Source organism: Sphingomonas benefaciens (genome assembly GCF_052907485.1).
In genome coordinates this window covers 1,051,139-1,066,375 of record NZ_JBREIC010000001.1, presented here as the reverse complement: position 1 = coordinate 1,066,375, position 15,237 = coordinate 1,051,139, and the positions used below count along the sequence as shown (strand labels likewise).

Here is a 15,237-nt window from a genome sequence, read left to right as displayed (position 1 = left end):
GAGAGGCAGAAGACGCAACGTTCAGGCGTCAAATCTGTCAAGACTCGCGTGCCGAGGGGTGACGGTCGGACCCTTTCGCCGACTGATGCGTGTTAGCGCGCGATGCGCATCCCCTATGCCGATCTCGATCTGCCCGGCTGGGCCACCCGGCTGCTCGGCCTTGTCGGCCTCGTCGTGCTGGTGGTGCTGCTGCATCGCCTGCTGTTCGCCATCCTGAAACGGATCGCGGGGCGGACGGCGACCAAGGCCGATGACATTCTCGTCCTCCGGCTGCGGCGGCCGAGCTTCTGGCTGCTGGTCGGGCTTGCGATGGCCGCGGCGACCCCGACGCTCGACTTGCCGCGTTTCTGGGAGACGGTCTGGCAGCGCCTCCTCGGCATCGCCGCGCCGGGCCTGTTCGGCTGGATGCTGCTCGCGGCGCTGACCGCCTATCGCGACATCAGCGAGGTGCGCTTCGACATCAGCGGCCCCGACAATCTGCGCGCGAGGCGGCGGCGGACGCGGATTTCGATCCTGCACCGTATCGGCGTGTTCGTGCTGGTCATGCTGACCGCGATGATGATGCTGATGAGCATCCCGTCGGTGCGCACGATCGGCGTCACGCTCGCCGCCTCCGCCGGCGTCGCGGGCCTCGCGATCGGCGCCGCCGCGCAACCCGCGCTGAAGAACGTCATCGCCGGCATCCAGATGGCCTTCACTGAACCGATCCGCATCGACGACGTCGTCATCATCGACAACGAATGGGGGCGGATCGAGGACATCCGCCTGACCTATGTCGTGGTGCGCATCTGGGACGACCGCCGCCTTGTCGTGCCGGTGTCGAAGTTCCTCGAGAACAGCTTCCAGAACTGGACGCGGGAAACCAGCGCGTTGCTCGGCTCGGTCTTCTGGTACGTCGATCCCGCCGCCGACGTGCCGCGGCTCCGGGAGAAGCTGGAGGAGGTGGTGCGCGCATCGCCGCGCTGGGATGGCCGCTTCTACAACCTGCAGGTCACCGACTCGAAGCCCGACGGAACGATGGAGTTGCGTGGGTTGATGACCGCTAAGGATGCCTCGACGGCCTTCGACCTGCGTTGCGAGGTGCGCGAGGCGCTTTATGCCTTCATCCGCACCGACATGCCGGAGGCGCTGCCGAAGACGCGGCTTATGCCGGCTCCGTCTCCGGCAACGGCACCTGCATCAGCGCCTCGGTGAAGGTACGGCGCCACCAGCCGATATCCTCGCGGTTGATCACCGCCATCATCTTCTGCCAGCGCTCGATACGCTCCTCGCGCGGCATGCGCAGCGCCAGCATGATCGCATCGGCCATCTCCTCGGCCGAATAGGGGTTGATCAGCACCGCGTCGGTCAGCTGGCACGCCGCCCCGGCGAAGCGCGACAGGATCAGCACACCGGGATCCTCCGGGTTCTGCGCGGCGACATATTCCTTCGCGACGAGGTTCATGCCGTCGCGCAACGGCGTGACCAGGCCGATCTTGGCGGCGCGGTAGATGCCGGCCAGGACGTCGCGCGGATAGCCTTGGTTGACGTAGCGGATCGGCGTCCAGTCGATGTCGGAATAGGCGCCGTTGATCCGCCCCGCGATGCCTTCCAGGCTGGTACGGATGCGCTGGTAGCTGCCGACGGTCGCCCGGCTGGGCGGCGCGATCTGAAGAAGGAAGACCTCCTTCCGCTCTTCGGGATGTTCGGTGAGGAAGCGTTCGTAGCCGAGGAACCGCTCTTCCAGCCCCTTGGAATAGTCGAGCCGGTCGACGCCGACGATCATGTCGCGCCCGACCGCGCTGTCGCGCATCTGCCGGAAGGCGAGGCGGCCGCGCGTGCTGGTGGCAAGGCCGGCGAATTCCTCGGCGTCGATGCCGATGGGTACCGCCATCACCTTCACATGCCGCTCACCAAGCCGCAGCGTGTCGCCGTCGAGTATGGCGCCAAGCTCGTGACAGGCATAGTCGACGAACGAGCTCAGCCATTCTTCGGTGTGGAAGCCGATCACGTCATAGGCGAACATGGTGCGCACCAGCGCCTCCGCCTCGGGCAGGATCGACAGCAGACGGCGCGGCGGCCAGGGAATGTGCAGGAAGAAGCCGATGCGGTTCTTGAGGCCCAGCTTGCGCAGTTCCTCGCCGAGCGGGAACATGTGATAGTCCTGGATCCAGACCGCGTCGCCTTCCTCGATCAAGGGGCGGACCGTCTCGGCGAAGCGGACGTTGACCCGCTGGTAGCCGCCGGCGAACTCGCGCTCATATTCCGCCAGGTCGACGCGATAATGGAACAGCGGCCACAGCGTGCGATTGGCGTAGCCGTTGTAATATTCCTCGACATCCTGTTCTTCCAGGTCGACCGTGGCGGTGGTCACACCCTCGTTGCGGGCGAAGGTGATCTGGCCGGAATATTCCTCGGTCTGCTCGCCCGACCAGCCGAACCAGATCCCCTTATATTCGCGCAAGGCAGAGGTGAGCGCGACGGCGAGCCCGCCCTGCGACCCGGAATGTGAGCCAGTAGGTGCAGATACACGATTCGAAATGATGACGAGACGGTTCAGCGGATCGAACTCCATGGTTTCGACAACAGGGCGGCGCAGTTGATCATGCCGACCAGCGAATAGGTCTGTGGGTAATTTCCCCACAATTCGCCGCTACTTGGATCAATGTCCTCGGACAGCAAGCCCGCTGCGGTGCGGCGTGCGAGCATCTCGTCGAACAACGCGCGCGCGTCCTCCGACCGGCCGGTGAAGTGCAGCGCCTCGATCAGCCAAAAGGTGCAGACGTTGAACGCCGTCTCCGGCAGGCCGAAATCGTCCTCCGTGTCGTAGCGTAGCATGTGGCTGCCGCGGCGCAGGCCCTTCTCGACTGCCTCCAGCGTGCCGATGAAGCGCGGATCGTTGGGTTGGAAGAACCTGAGGTCGAGCAGCTGGATCAGGCTGGCATCGAGGTCGTCGCCGGAGAAGGTCGCCGACATCCGGTTGGTCTCCGGCCGCCAGGCGCGCGTCTCGATCTCGCGACGGATCGTGTCGGCGCGATCCTGCCAGAAGGCGCGGCGGTCCTCGAGCCCCAGGGCCTGCGCGGCGTTGGCCAGCCGATCGCAGGCCGCCCAGCACATCGCGCTCGAATAGGTGTGGACGCTCTGCCGCGTGCGCAGCTCCCACAGGCCGGCGTCGGGCTGGTCGTGGAATTTCCACGCGCGCTCGCCGACCCGCTCCAGGCTCTCGAAATCCTCGCGGCCGGATTGGCGGAACAGCCGCTGGTCGAAGAAGGCGTGGACGCTGCACAAGACGATCTGGCCATAGGCGTCGTGCTGGACCTGCTCATAGGCCTGGTTGCCGACGCGGACCGGCCCCATGCCGCGATAGCCGGGCAGGGCGGGGGCGAACCGTTCCTCCAGCGTCGCCTCGCCCAGCACGCCATAGAGCGGCTGGATATGGCCACCCCGCGCGCTGTCGACGATGTTGCGCAGATAGCCGAGATAGCCCTCCAGTACGTCGAGTGCCCCGAGCCGGTTGAGCGCCTGCACCGTGTAATAAGCGTCACGTACCCAGCAGTAACGGTAATCCCAGTTGCGCTCGGACCCGGCATGTTCGGGGATCGAGGTGGTCAGCGCCGCGACGATCGCGCCTGTCTCCTCGTGCTGGCACAGCTTCAGCGTGATCGCCGACCGGATCACCACGTCCTGCCATTCCAGCGGTACGGCGAGGCCGCGGACCCATTCCTGCCACTCCGCCGTGGTCTGGGCGAGCATCGCCTCGACCGTTTCAGCGAGGTCGCCGGCGAAGCCCTCGTCAGGCCCGAGGAAGAAGTGCAGGGGGCGCTCGATCCGGAACGGCCGCTCTTCCTCGACCATGCCGATCGGCGCGGTGGTGGTCAGCCGCATCGCCATCGAGTCGAGCAGGACGCGCAGATGGTTCGACCCGCCGACCTGTTCGCGGCACATGCCGCCCCAGCCGCAGGTGGTGCGCATCTTGACCCGGATCCGCGGCGATCCCGCGACCGGCCGTACGATGCGGGCAAAAGCGACCGGGCGATAGGTGCGGCCGTGACGCGAGAAGCGCGGGCAGAAGTCGATTACCTCGATCGCGTTGCCGGCCGTGTCGGTGTGCAGGCTGACCAGGATCGGCGTGTTGCGGACGTAATATTGCTCGACGCTGGCCGAATCCTCGAGGTCGATCGACCAATAGCCGCCCTCCGGCTCCTTGCCGCCAACCAATGCAGAAAACAGCGGATCGCCATCGACCCGCGGCACGCAGGCCCAGACGAAGCGGCCGGCACGATCGATCAGGGCGCTGACCTGGCAATTGCCGATCGGCCAGAGGTCGACGCTACTCATGCCTGCGCCCGCGCGGCGGCGGCCTCCAACCAGTCGAGCGCCGCGGCGACGCCGTCGAGCCGATAGGCCGCGGCACTGGCGCGGGCGGCGCCGATCAGAATGCCGGCGCCGCCCATGTTGGCGGCGGCCACCATCGCCGGTTCGTCGGTATCGTCATCGCCGAGGAAAACCGGCCGGAAACCCGCCATCGGCGCCGAGTCCATCAGCTTGACCAGCGCACTGCCCTTGTCGGCGCCCGGAACGCGCACTTCGATCATCATCTTGCCGGTCTGCAGGTGCAGACCTGCTTCCGCGGCGAGGTCGCGCGCCAATGCGCCGCTGTCGGCGGCGGCGTCCGGAGCGGATCGGTAGTGGAGCGCCGCACCGAGCGGCTTTTGTTCGACGAGCACGCCGGGGCGTGTAGAGGCGAAGGATGTCATCTCGGCGACAATACGGTCGAGAGCGGCGGGTCGTTCCGCCATCGTTTCCTTGCCGTCGGGCCAGGCCAGTTCGAGGCCATGGCTGCCGGAAACGGCGAAACCGGGATCGCCGAACAAGGCGCGGATGCCGGCGACGGGCCGCCCGCTGATAATGGCGACGCGGCCGTCGAGCGCGCGTGACAGTCGCTCGACCAAGGCTTTGAGCCGATCATCCACGCACACGGCGTCGGGGCGTTCCTGCAGTTCGACGAGGGTGCCGTCGAAGTCGAGGAACAGCGCGGCGTCACGCAGCAGGTTGAGCGGGGGAGGGGGTAGATCGGTCACGAGGCGCTGCGTCTCCGATAGGATGGCTCCGCGTCAATCCCTCATCGGGCGGCGCTGGTTCCCGCGACACGCGATGCATGGGGTTGTCGGCACGAAGCGGTATACGGTTGCGGCTTGCCCCGCTAACACAGCGGCGAATTGATGATTGAGGGGGATGCCTGATGCGTTCAATAACTTTGCTGGCCGCCCTGGCCGCGATCGCGACGCCGGCACTGGTCTGGTCGCAGGTCACGCCGGTGCCGGAGGCGCCGGTCCAGCGCGGGCGTGCGCCGGTTGCGGCGGCGTCGCAGGGGTATCGGCCGCTGACCGTCGAGCGCATCTTCGGCCAGGACGCGATCCGCGGCGACAGTTTCGACGGCGGCGAATGGACCGAGGATAGCCGCGGCTATATCGCGATCGAGCCCGCCAAGGGCGCCGGCGGCGGCAGCGACATCGTCCGCTACGAGATCGCCGGCGGCGCGCGCACCGTGCTGGTCCCGGCGGCGCTGCTCGTGCCCAAGGGAGGCACGCCGATCGGGGTGGAGGGCTATGCCTTCTCGCCCGATCGGCGCAAGGTGCTGATCTTCACCAACGGCCAGCCATTCCGGCGGACGCGCGCACTCGGCGACTATTGGCTGCTCGACCTCGACAGCAAGGCGCTGCGCCGGGTCGGCGGCAGCGGCGTCGCGCCGTCGACGACCATGTATGCCGAATTCTCGCCGGACGGCACCCGCATCGCCTATGTCCGCGCCAACAACCTCTACGTCGAACCCGTCGCCGGGGGCGCGCCGCAGCAGCTCACTCGCGACGGCAGCGACCTGATCGTCAACGGTCTGGGCGACTGGGTGTATGAAGAAGAATTCGGCCTCCGCAAGGCGTGGAGCTGGAGCCCGGATTCACGACGCATCGCCTTCTGGCGGTTCGACACGTCGGGGGTCGGCACCTTCTACATGGTCAAGAACACCGACGGCCAATATTCCAAGGTGATCCCGCTGCAATATCCCAAGGCGGGGACGACCAATTCGGCGGTGCAGGTCGGCACCGTCGACGTCGGCAGCGGCGAGACACGCTGGTTCAGGCTGCAGGGCGATCCGCGCCAGAATTACGTGCCGCAAATGGGCTGGGCGGGCAAGTCGGGCCGCGTGCTCATCCAATATGCCAACCGGTTGCAGAACACCTATCAGGTGCTGAGCGGCGATCCCGCCACCGGCGCCGTCGCCCCCCTGTTCGTCGAGCGTGACAAGGCCTGGGTCGAGGCGAACGACCAGGTCCAGTGGCTGGCCAACGACCGTGGCTTCACCTGGATGAGCGAGCGTGACGGCTGGCGCCATCTCTATCTCGTCTCGCGCGACGGCAAGAAATCGGACCTGCGCACGCCGGGCAATTACGACGTCATCGACCTGCTGCAGGTCGACGAGAAGGGCGGCTATGCCTATTTCATCGCCTCGCCTGACAATCCGACGCAGCGCTATCTGTATCGCGCGACGCTGACCGGCACGCCCCGCGTCGAGCGGGTCACGCCAGAGGGGCTGGCCGGGACGCACGGCTACGATCTGGCGCCCGGCGCGCATTGGGCGCGTCATACCTATTCCAGCTTCGACCGCGCGCCCGTCACCGACCTGCTCGACATGACCACCGGCACGTCGCTGCGGGTGCTGGCGCGCAACCAGGCGTTCCAGGACGTCGTCAGCCAGGGGCCGTTGCCGCCTACTGAATTCTTCCGGGTCGATATCGGTGGCGGGACACAGCTCGACGCCTGGTTGATCAAGCCCGCCAATTTCGATCCCAGCAAACGCTATCCGATCCTGTTCCAGGTCTATGGCGAACCCGCCGGCCAGACGGTGGCGGATCGCTGGGGCGGCCGCGGCGCGCTTTGGCATCGGATGCTGGCCGAACACGGCTATCTGGTCGCCAGCATCGATCCCCGCGGCGTCGCAAGCCCGCGCGGGCGCGAATGGCGCAAGACGATCTATCGGCGGATCGGCATCATCGGCCCGGAGGATATCGCCGCCGGCGTGCGTAAGATGCTCGCGACGCGTCCCTATATCGACCCGGCGCGGGTCGGCATCTGGGGGTGGAGCGGCGGCGGCTCGACCACGCTCCATTCGATGTTCCGCTTCCCCGACCTCTATTCCACCGGCATCGCGGTGGCGGGCGTCGCCGACCAGAAGCTGTACGATTCCATCTATCAGGAACGCTACATGGGGCTGCCGGAGGACAATGTGGACGGCTTTCGCAAGGGCTCGCCCATCACCTATGCGTCGGGGCTCAGGGGCAATCTGCTGATGGTCCACGGCACCGGCGACGACAACGTCCACTATCAGAACATGGAGCAGATGGCCGATGCCCTGATCGCCGCCGGCAAGCCGTTTTCGATGATGGCCTATCCGGATCGCACGCACGGCATCTACGAAAAGCCGGGGACGAGCGTGCATCTGTACAATCTGCTGACGCGCTATCTGGAGACCAATTTGCCGGCGGGCGCGCGGTGAGGGGGATGCGCTCCCGTCTGGGCGGCGCGATCCCGTTGCGAAACAAGGACGATATCGCGAGTCTTGACAGAATTGACGCCTGCACGCGTCATTGCCTTCTGTGCCGCGGCGATGTGATGGCACGATGAGAAAGAGCGGGGCGTCGCCCGGTCGCGATGCCTCGATCCTTCTACGGCGCTGAAACCTTGTAGGACAGCGGATACGAAAAAGGCCGGTCGGGTCGCCCCGCCGGCCTGTTTCATATCCGCAAAGGATCCGCTTACTTCGAGCGTTCGACCTGCTCGAAGTCGAGCTCGACCGGCGTCGCGCGGCCGAAGATCGAGACGCTGACCTTGACCTTCGACTTGTCGAAATCGAGTTCCTCGACCACGCCGTTGAAGCTGGCGAAGGGACCTTCCAGCACCTTGACCGCGTCGCCGATCTCGTAATCGACCTTGACCTTGGTCTTCGGCGCGGCGGCGGCTTCCTCCTTGGAATTGAGCATCCGCGCGGCTTCCGCCTCGCTGATCGCCTGCGGCTTGCCCTGCGAGCCCAGGAAGCCGGTCACCTTGGGGGTGTTCTTGACGAGGTGGTAGACGTCGTCGTTCATGCTGAGCTTGGCGAGCACGTAGCCCGGCATGAACTTGCGCTCGACGGCGATCTTCTTGCCGCGACGCGCCTCGGTGACGGTCTCGGTCGGCACCTCGATCTGCTCGACCAGCTGCTCGAGGCCCAGGCGGGTCGCCTCGGCCATGATGGCGTCGCGGACCTTGCCCTCGAAGCCGGAATAGGCGTGAATGATGTACCAGCGCGCCATGTAATGAGGCCCTTTTACTTCGCGAGCTTCAGCAGCGCCTGGACGATGGCGTTGAACACCGAATCGACGCCCAGGAAGAACAGCGCGAGGATGGTCGTCATGATGACCACCATGACGCCCGTCATGATCGTTTCGCGCCGGGTCGGCCACACGACCTTCTTGGTCTCGGCCTGCACCTGTCGGATGAATTCGATAGGGGTCGTCTTCGCCACTGTTTTTCGAAGCCCGCTGGAATCAGAAAATACCGATCTGAAGGACATGGCTTTTCCGCCGCTTCCCGTGAAGGGAACCGGCGTTTGCCCGTCCTCGCTGTCGGATGGGATCAGGCAGATAGCGGCGTGATGCCGTGAAGGCAAGAGCGTGGGAGGCGGTGGGTCGTCCGATCGTCGTCGCGGTTGATCAGGGCCGGCGGATCAATGCCCGTAGGTCTTGATGCCCCGTCGCCGCAGCTTCTCCCGGCGGCGGCGGCGCAGGATGACGACCGATGACGGGACACCGATCACCAGCAATATCGCCACGATGGTGTAGACAATCAGGTAACGCGTGCTTTCATCCATAGCGGCCTCGGCGATAGTGACGCCGCACGGCGTCGTCACTCCCCATTCACACTCAAAATGACAATTGAGTCATTTTCGGTGATGTCGTCGTGCATGTGGATCAAGGGCGGGGATGCGGCCCATCCATAGCATCGGGGGGAAGGATGTTGGCAGGAGTGGAGGGACTCGAACCCACGGCCCTCGGTTTTGGAGACCGATGCTCTACCAACTGAGCTACACTCCTGCGGTGGCGGGGCCTCTAGCCGGTCGGATCGGCGAGGGCAAGCGTGTCGTTGCCGCCTCAGCCGGTTGCGTCGACCAGCCGCAGCGGCGCCTCCGCCGCGGAGCCTTCCGGCGTCATCCGCCCGTCGACCTGCGCGCCGGTGGCGATCGTCAGCATGTGATAGTGGCTGTCACCCGTGATGCGGGCGCCGCCTTCGATCGTCAGCCGCTCGGCATGGATCGTGCCCTCGATCGCGCCGGCGATGCGTGCTTCACGGGCCCGCAGCGTGCCGACGATGCGGCCGCTGCCGCCCTGGATCAGCGAGCCGCAGTTGATGTCGCCCTCGACCAGCCCGTCGACGTGAAGATCGCCCTCGGTGGTGATGTCGCCGCGAATCGTCATGTCGGCGCCGATCACGGAAAGTCCGCTGGTGCGCTCGCGCCTTACCTCAACCTTGCTGCCGCCGAACATTGGTCCCTCCACCCGTCGTCCCAATCATTATAGCAACGCGCCATCGCCGCCGCGAGCGGGGAGGGCGGCTGCAGGCCGCGCGGCAGCCGCAGGTTGTCGTTCGCCGCGACGGGCGGGCGGCTCAGCGGGTAGGAGCGGATCGCCGCGATCATCGCGATCGCCTGCACCGCGGCCGCGCAGCCGGCGACCCAGTCGGTGCCGGTCACGGCGACCAGCAGGACCAGCAGCGCCGTGCCGGTCTGGCGGCGGCGGTGCGGAGCGGCGGTGCGCATTAGGCGGATGAGCGTCGGCATCGTTCCGGCCATAGCCGTCGTCGGTTGCGGCGCGGTTAAGCCCGCCCGTTGACGATCGTCCGCCCGCGACGTATAGGGCCGCGCGTCCGCTGCCCGAAAGTGGCGGACAAGCTTGAACATTGCTGGATGCAAGATGTGTGGGTCGGGGCAGCGCTAGCGCGTGGCCTTCGCCCCTTTTTGTATTCCGAAGTGCTGTGATGGCTCCAGCAAAGTAACCCTATCAAGAGGTGAAGGCTTCATGCCGACGATCAACCAGCTGGTCCGCAAGGGCCGCGAACCGCAGAAGGCCAAGTCCAAGGTCCCTGCGATGGAGCAGAACCCGCAGAAGCGCGGCGTCTGCACCCGTGTGTACACGACGACCCCGAAGAAGCCGAACTCGGCGCTGCGCAAGGTGGCCAAGGTCCGCCTGACCAACCAGCGCGAAGTGATCAGCTACATCCCGGGCGAAGGCCACAACCTGCAGGAGCACTCGGTGGTGCTGATCCGCGGCGGCCGTGTGCGCGACCTTCCGGGCGTGCGCTACCACGTGCTGCGCGGCGTGCTCGATACGCAGGGCGTCAAGGACCGTCGCCAGTCGCGTTCGAAGTACGGCGCCAAGCGGCCGAAGTGATGTGAGGCGATGCCTCACGTCATCCCGGCGAAGGCCGGGATCTCGTGCGGCTCGGAGCGACCTCGACCGGGGTCGCGTGCAACAACGACCTCCATCGCGTCCATGGGTCCCGGCATTCGCCGGGATGACGGATGGGGGAGCTGGTTAGAAGGAATTCCAAATGGCGCGTCGTCGTCGTCCCGAAAAGCGGGTCATCCTGCCTGATCCCAAGTTCGGGGATGAGGTTCTCTCCAAGTTCATGAATTCGGTGATGCTGGACGGCAAGAAGTCCACCGCCGAATCGATCGTCTATGGTGCGCTCGAAACCGTCGAGACCCGCGCGAAGCGCGAGCCGATCGGCGTGTTCCACGACGCGCTGAACAACATCAAGCCGGGCATCGAGGTCCGCAGCCGCCGCGTCGGCGGTGCGACCTACCAGGTCCCCGTCGAAGTACGTCCGGAGCGTGCGCAGGCGCTGGCGATCCGCTGGCTGATCGCCGCGGCTCGTGCCCGCAGCGAGAACACGATGTCGGCGCGCCTGTCGGGCGAGCTGCTCGATGCCTCGAACAACCGCGGCAACGCGGTGAAGAAGCGCGAAGACACCCACCGCATGGCGGAAGCGAACCGCGCTTTCTCGCACTATCGCTGGTAATCCATTGCGGACGCGGCCTGTCTTGGAAGCGTCCTCAATCTGACCTATATCGTGGGGAGCCGGCCGAGTGCTGAGCTCCCCACATCGCTAAGGAAGCCCGATCATGGCCCGCAGCCATCCGCTCGAACTCTACCGCAATATCGGCATCATGGCGCACATCGACGCCGGCAAGACCACGACGACCGAGCGCATCCTCTATTACACCGGCAAGTCCTACAAGATCGGCGAAGTGCACGAAGGCACTGCGACGATGGACTGGATGGAGCAGGAGCAGGAGCGCGGGATCACGATCACCTCGGCGGCCACCACCTGCAAGTGGAAGGCCGAAGAGGGCAAGGGCCCCGAGCATCTGATCAACATCATCGACACGCCGGGCCACGTCGACTTCACGATCGAAGTCGAGCGCTCGCTGCGCGTGCTGGACGGCGCGGTCGCCTGCTTCGACGGCGTCGCCGGCGTCGAGCCGCAGTCGGAGACCGTGTGGCGTCAGGCCGACAAGTACGGCGTGCCGCGGATGTGCTTCGTCAACAAGCTCGACCGCACCGGTGCCGACTTCTACTTCTGCGTGCAGTCGATCATCGACCGCCTGGGCGCGAAGCCGGCCGTGCTGTATCTGCCGATCGGCATCGAGGGCGGCTTCAAGGGTCTCGTCGACCTGGTCGAGAACCGCGCGATCATCTGGCTCGAAGAGTCGCTCGGCGCGAAGTTCGAATATCAGCCGATCCCCGACGACATGGCCGAGAAGGCGGCGAAGTATCGCAACGACCTGATCGAGCTCGCCGTCGAGCAGGACGACGAGGCGATGGAGGCGTATCTCGAGGGCAACGAGCCCGACGCCAAGACGCTGAAGGCGCTGCTCCGCAAGGGCACGCTCAACATGGCGTTCGTGCCGGTCGTCTGCGGTTCGGCGTTCAAGAACAAGGGCGTGCAGCCGCTGCTCGACGCCGTCGTCGACTATCTGCCGAGCCCGCTCGACGTGCCGGCGATCAAGGGCGTCAAGCTCGACGGCGAGACGCCGGACGAGCGCCCCTCGTCGGACACTGCGCCCTTCTCGGCGCTGGCGTTCAAGATCATGAACGACCCGTTCGTCGGTTCGCTCACCTTCGCCCGCATCTATTCGGGCGTGCTCACCAAGGGCAGCTACCTGAACTCGGTGAAGGACAAGAAGGAAAAGATCGGCCGCATGCTCCTCATGCACGCGAACTCGCGTGAGGACATCGAAGAGGCGCGTGCCGGCGACATCGTCGCGCTCGCGGGTCTCAAGGAGACGACGACCGGCGACACTTTGTGCGATCCGGCGCATCCGATCATCCTTGAGCGGATGGAATTCCCGGAGCCGGTGATCGAGCTGTCGGTGGAGCCGAAGACCAAGGCCGACCAGGAGAAGATGGGCATCGCGCTCAACCGCCTGGCTGCCGAGGACCCCTCGTTCCGCGTGTCGACCGACCACGAATCGGGCCAGACGATCATCAAGGGGATGGGCGAGCTCCACCTCGAGATCCTCGTCGACCGCATGCGTCGCGAGTTCAAGGTCGAGGCGAACGTCGGTGCGCCGCAGGTCGCGTATCGCGAATACCTGAAGAAGGCCGTCGACATCGACTATACGCACAAGAAGCAGTCGGGCGGCACCGGCCAGTTCGGTCGTGTGAAGGTGAAGCTGACGCCGGGCGAGCGCGGCGCTGGCATCATCTTCAAGGATGAGATCAAGGGCGGTAACATCCCCCGCGAATACATCCCGGCGATCGAGAAGGGCTTCCGCGAGACGGCGGCTACGGGCTCGCTGGTCGGCTTCCCGATCATCGACTTCGAGATCTCGCTGTACGACGGCGCGTATCACGACGTCGACTCGTCGGCGCTGGCGTTCGAAATCACCGCGCGCGGTGCGATGCGTGAGGCGGCCCAGAAGGCCGGCATCACGCTGCTCGAGCCGGTGATGAAGGTCGAGGTCGTGACGCCGGAGGATTATCTCGGCGACGTGATCGGCGACATGAACAGCCGCCGCGGCCAGATCCAGGGCACCGACACGCGCGGCAACGCGCAGGCGGTGACCGCGATGGTGCCGCTCGCCAACATGTTCGGCTACGTCAACTCGCTGCGCTCCTTCACCCAGGGCCGCGCCAGCTACTCGATGCAGTTCTCGCACTATGACGAAGTGCCGCAGAACGTCGCGGACGAGGTCAAGGCGAAGCTGGCGTAAGCCGGGTACCTCCCGTCATTCAGGCCGCCTTCCGGGGCGGTCTGGTCGGGAGGGGCTGGCAAAGGGTGAAAACAGCCGCTATGGGGCCGCCTTCACGGCGAGTCCTCAGTGCGGCTCAAGTGGAAATCCAGAAGGTAGGGAATCAATGGCTAAGGCTAAGTTTGAGCGGACCAAGCCGCACCTGAACATCGGCACCATCGGTCACGTCGACCATGGCAAGACCTCGCTGACCGCAGCGATCACCAAGGTGCTGGCGGAAAACGTCGCCGGCAACGCGGCGGTCGACTTCGCCAACATCGACAAGGCGCCGGAAGAGCGTGAGCGCGGCATCACCATCTCGACCGCGCACGTCGAGTACGAGACCGCGAACCGTCACTATGCGCACGTCGACTGCCCGGGTCACGCCGACTACGTCAAGAACATGATCACCGGTGCCGCCCAGATGGACGGCGCGATCCTGGTCGTGTCGGCGACCGACGGCCCGATGCCGCAGACCCGCGAGCACATCCTGCTCGCCCGTCAGGTCGGCGTGCCGGCGATGGTCGTGTTCATGAACAAGGTCGACCTGGTCGACGACGAGGAAATTCTCGAGCTGGTCGAGCTGGAAGTCCGCGAGCTGCTGAGCTCGTACGAGTTCCCGGGCGACGACATTCCGATCATCAAGGGTTCGGCGACCTGCGCGCTGTCGGGTTCGAACCAGAAGCTCGGCACCGACGCGGTGATGGAGCTGATGAAGGCAGTCGACGAGTACATCCCGCAGCCGGAGCGTCCGCTCGACAAGCCGTTCATGATGCCGATCGAAGACGTGTTCTCGATCTCGGGTCGCGGCACCGTCGTCACCGGCCGCGTCGAGACCGGCATCATCAAGGTCGGTGAGGAAGTCGAGATCGTCGGCATCCACCCGGAGGTCCGCAAGACCACCGTCACCGGCGTCGAGATGTTCCGCAAGCTGCTCGACCAGGGCCAGGCCGGCGACAACGTCGGCGCGCTGATCCGTGGCGTCGCTCGTGACGAGGTCGAGCGTGGCCAGGTGCTCTGCAAGCCCGGCTCGATCAAGCCGCACACCGACTTCAAGTCGGAAGTGTACGTGCTGTCGAAGGACGAGGGTGGCCGTCACACGCCGTTCTTCGCCAACTATCGTCCGCAGTTCTACTTCCGCACCACGGACGTGACCGGCACCGTCGAGCTGCCCGAGGGCACCGAGATGGTGATGCCGGGCGACAACATCGCCCTCGGCATCAAGCTGATCGCGCCGATCGCGATGGACGTCGGCCAGCGCTTCACCATCCGTGAGGGCGGTCGTACCGTCGGCGCGGGCGTCGTGAGCTCGATCGACAAGTAAGAGGTCTTCGGCGCGCCGAGTGCGCCGACGACATCGCAAGGTTTTTCGCCCGGTACCCCCAAAAAGGGGTGCCGGGCGATTGCCTTTTTATAGGAGCGCCTGTAAGGGCGCCCCTTCAGTTTTCGAGTGACGGCTCTTTCTCGTCGTCCCGGGCGTCGCCCCGGGATCTCATCCCGCCGGCCTGCGGCCTGCGGCACGAGCCCCCGACCCCGGACCGGGTGTCGGGGTGACGGCCGGGGTTGTGCTCAAGTAGCATCGGTAGGGATCATGGACAGCAACATCCGCATCCGCCTCAAGGCGTTCGACCATCGCGTTCTCGACCAGGCGACCGGCGACATCGCCGACACCGCGCGTCGCACCGGCGCGCTCATCCGCGGCCCGATTCCGCTGCCGACCCGTATCGAGAAGTTCACCGTCAACCGCGGCCCGCACATCGACAAGAAGTCGCGCGAGCAGTTCGAGGTGCGCACCTACAAGCGCATGCTCGACATCGTGCAGCCGACCCCGCAGACGGTCGACGCGCTGATGAAGCTCGACCTCGCCGCCGGCGTTGACGTCGAGATCAAGCTCGCGTAAGGGCTGCCCACGCGCTGCGGTCGACTCCGGT

General features: G+C 65.8%; 16 protein-coding genes and 1 tRNA gene. 8 read left to right on the top strand and 9 right to left on the bottom strand.

Annotated features, from left to right (window positions below; translation table 11 throughout):
- Window positions 1-102 precede the first annotated feature (102 nt).
- Complete coding sequence (locus tag ACU5AX_RS05270; protein ID WP_446689927.1) at window positions 103-1,194, top strand: mechanosensitive ion channel family protein; 1,092 nt, start codon at window positions 103-105, stop codon at window positions 1,192-1,194.
- On the opposite strand, the gene ACU5AX_RS05265 is transcribed toward ACU5AX_RS05270, so the two are convergent.
- From ACU5AX_RS05265 to otsB, 3 genes are read right to left on the bottom strand one after another with little or no spacing between them, the layout of a single operon-like run.
- The gene (locus ACU5AX_RS05265) at window positions 1,145-2,554 is read right to left on the bottom strand and encodes an alpha,alpha-trehalose-phosphate synthase (UDP-forming) (RefSeq protein WP_446689926.1); all 1,410 of its coding nucleotides are present in this window, start codon (window positions 2,552-2,554) and stop codon (window positions 1,145-1,147) included. The genes ACU5AX_RS05270 and ACU5AX_RS05265 overlap by 50 nt on opposite strands.
- Window positions 2,536-4,317 carry a glycoside hydrolase family 15 protein gene (locus ACU5AX_RS05260; RefSeq protein WP_446689925.1) on the bottom strand — a complete coding sequence of 594 codons (1,782 nt, stop codon included), beginning with the start codon at window positions 4,315-4,317 and terminating at the stop codon, window positions 2,536-2,538. The genes ACU5AX_RS05265 and ACU5AX_RS05260 overlap by 19 nt, the downstream gene beginning before the upstream one ends.
- Complete coding sequence (gene otsB / locus ACU5AX_RS05255) at window positions 4,314-5,060, bottom strand: trehalose-phosphatase (protein ID WP_446689924.1); 747 nt, start codon at window positions 5,058-5,060, stop codon at window positions 4,314-4,316. Before otsB ends, ACU5AX_RS05260 begins: the two co-directional genes overlap by 4 nt.
- Before the next feature lie 161 nt (window positions 5,061-5,221).
- On the opposite strand from otsB, the gene ACU5AX_RS05250 reads away from it, so the two are divergent.
- Window positions 5,222-7,531, top strand: a complete 2,310-nt coding sequence (locus ACU5AX_RS05250; protein ID WP_446689923.1) for a S9 family peptidase — start codon at window positions 5,222-5,224, stop codon at window positions 7,529-7,531.
- Window positions 7,532-7,790: 259 nt separating this feature from the next.
- Here the strand turns inward: ACU5AX_RS05250 and nusG are convergent, their stop codons facing one another.
- Window positions 7,791-8,327 carry a transcription termination/antitermination protein NusG gene (gene nusG / locus ACU5AX_RS05245; RefSeq protein ID WP_198352425.1) on the bottom strand — a complete coding sequence of 179 codons (537 nt, stop codon included), beginning with the start codon at window positions 8,325-8,327 and terminating at the stop codon, window positions 7,791-7,793.
- Between the two features lie 14 nt (window positions 8,328-8,341).
- Window positions 8,342-8,503, bottom strand: a complete 162-nt coding sequence (gene secE, locus ACU5AX_RS05240; RefSeq protein ID WP_332837940.1) for a preprotein translocase subunit SecE — start codon at window positions 8,501-8,503, stop codon at window positions 8,342-8,344.
- On the opposite strand from secE, the gene ACU5AX_RS05235 reads away from it, so the two are divergent.
- A complete protein-coding gene (locus tag ACU5AX_RS05235) occupies window positions 8,427-8,669 on the top strand; it encodes a hypothetical protein (RefSeq protein ID WP_446690499.1) in 243 nt (80 codons plus the stop codon). The genes secE and ACU5AX_RS05235 overlap by 77 nt on opposite strands.
- Before the next feature lie 71 nt (window positions 8,670-8,740).
- Here the strand turns inward: ACU5AX_RS05235 and ACU5AX_RS05230 are convergent, their stop codons facing one another.
- The 4 genes from ACU5AX_RS05230 to ACU5AX_RS05215 form a co-directional block, all read right to left on the bottom strand.
- Complete coding sequence (locus ACU5AX_RS05230; RefSeq protein WP_446689922.1) at window positions 8,741-8,884, bottom strand: hypothetical protein; 144 nt, start codon at window positions 8,882-8,884, stop codon at window positions 8,741-8,743.
- 147 nt (window positions 8,885-9,031) lie between these two features.
- Window positions 9,032-9,107 (bottom strand) — tRNA-Trp (locus ACU5AX_RS05225).
- A 57-nt stretch (window positions 9,108-9,164) separates the two neighbouring features.
- On the bottom strand, window positions 9,165-9,557 hold the full coding sequence (locus ACU5AX_RS05220) for a bactofilin family protein (protein WP_446689921.1): 393 nt from the start codon (window positions 9,555-9,557) through the stop codon (window positions 9,165-9,167).
- Window positions 9,530-9,850 carry a hypothetical protein gene (locus ACU5AX_RS05215; RefSeq protein WP_446689920.1) on the bottom strand — a complete coding sequence of 107 codons (321 nt, stop codon included), beginning with the start codon at window positions 9,848-9,850 and terminating at the stop codon, window positions 9,530-9,532. The genes ACU5AX_RS05220 and ACU5AX_RS05215 overlap by 28 nt, the downstream gene beginning before the upstream one ends.
- Before the next feature lie 238 nt (window positions 9,851-10,088).
- Between ACU5AX_RS05215 and rpsL the strand changes: the two genes are divergently transcribed.
- The 5 genes from rpsL to rpsJ all read left to right on the top strand — a co-directional run bounded on the left by rpsL (window position 10,089) and on the right by rpsJ (window position 15,206).
- Window positions 10,089-10,460 (top strand): 30S ribosomal protein S12, encoded by a 372-nt coding sequence (gene rpsL / locus ACU5AX_RS05210; protein ID WP_029936467.1) that lies wholly within the window; start codon window positions 10,089-10,091, stop codon window positions 10,458-10,460.
- 160 nt (window positions 10,461-10,620) lie between these two features.
- Window positions 10,621-11,091: a 30S ribosomal protein S7 gene (rpsG, locus tag ACU5AX_RS05205; protein ID WP_198352430.1), complete on the top strand. Its 471-nt coding sequence runs from the start codon at window positions 10,621-10,623 to the stop codon at window positions 11,089-11,091.
- Between the two features lie 103 nt (window positions 11,092-11,194).
- On the top strand, window positions 11,195-13,288 hold the full coding sequence (gene fusA, locus ACU5AX_RS05200; RefSeq protein ID WP_198352431.1) for an elongation factor G: 2,094 nt from the start codon (window positions 11,195-11,197) through the stop codon (window positions 13,286-13,288).
- A gap of 145 nt (window positions 13,289-13,433) precedes the next feature.
- Window positions 13,434-14,630, top strand: coding sequence for an elongation factor Tu (tuf, locus tag ACU5AX_RS05195; RefSeq protein ID WP_198352432.1), 1,197 nt, complete (start codon window positions 13,434-13,436; stop codon window positions 14,628-14,630).
- Between the two features lie 267 nt (window positions 14,631-14,897).
- Window positions 14,898-15,206 carry a 30S ribosomal protein S10 gene (gene rpsJ, locus ACU5AX_RS05190; RefSeq protein WP_007406109.1) on the top strand — a complete coding sequence of 103 codons (309 nt, stop codon included), beginning with the start codon at window positions 14,898-14,900 and terminating at the stop codon, window positions 15,204-15,206.
- The last annotated feature ends 31 nt before the right edge of the window (window positions 15,207-15,237 follow it).

Coding starts and splice junctions, on each gene's coding strand:
- ACU5AX_RS05270 (WP_446689927.1), top strand. CDS start 103: ATGCGCATCCCCTATGCCGATCTCGATCTGCCCGGCTGGGCCACCCGG.
- ACU5AX_RS05265 (WP_446689926.1), bottom strand. CDS start 2,554: ATGGAGTTCGATCCGCTGAACCGTCTCGTCATCATTTCGAATCGTGTA.
- ACU5AX_RS05260 (WP_446689925.1), bottom strand. CDS start 4,317: ATGAGTAGCGTCGACCTCTGGCCGATCGGCAATTGCCAGGTCAGCGCC.
- ACU5AX_RS05250 (WP_446689923.1), top strand. CDS start 5,222: ATGCGTTCAATAACTTTGCTGGCCGCCCTGGCCGCGATCGCGACGCCG.
- nusG (WP_198352425.1), bottom strand. CDS start 8,327: ATGGCGCGCTGGTACATCATTCACGCCTATTCCGGCTTCGAGGGCAAG.
- ACU5AX_RS05235 (WP_446690499.1), top strand. CDS start 8,427: ATGATGACCACCATGACGCCCGTCATGATCGTTTCGCGCCGGGTCGGC.
- ACU5AX_RS05230 (WP_446689922.1), bottom strand. CDS start 8,884: ATGGATGAAAGCACGCGTTACCTGATTGTCTACACCATCGTGGCGATA.
- ACU5AX_RS05220 (WP_446689921.1), bottom strand. CDS start 9,557: ATGTTCGGCGGCAGCAAGGTTGAGGTAAGGCGCGAGCGCACCAGCGGA.
- ACU5AX_RS05215 (WP_446689920.1), bottom strand. CDS start 9,850: ATGCCGACGCTCATCCGCCTAATGCGCACCGCCGCTCCGCACCGCCGC.
- rpsL (WP_029936467.1), top strand. CDS start 10,089: ATGCCGACGATCAACCAGCTGGTCCGCAAGGGCCGCGAACCGCAGAAG.
- rpsG (WP_198352430.1), top strand. CDS start 10,621: ATGGCGCGTCGTCGTCGTCCCGAAAAGCGGGTCATCCTGCCTGATCCC.
- fusA (WP_198352431.1), top strand. CDS start 11,195: ATGGCCCGCAGCCATCCGCTCGAACTCTACCGCAATATCGGCATCATG.
- tuf (WP_198352432.1), top strand. CDS start 13,434: ATGGCTAAGGCTAAGTTTGAGCGGACCAAGCCGCACCTGAACATCGGC.
- rpsJ (WP_007406109.1), top strand. CDS start 14,898: ATGGACAGCAACATCCGCATCCGCCTCAAGGCGTTCGACCATCGCGTT.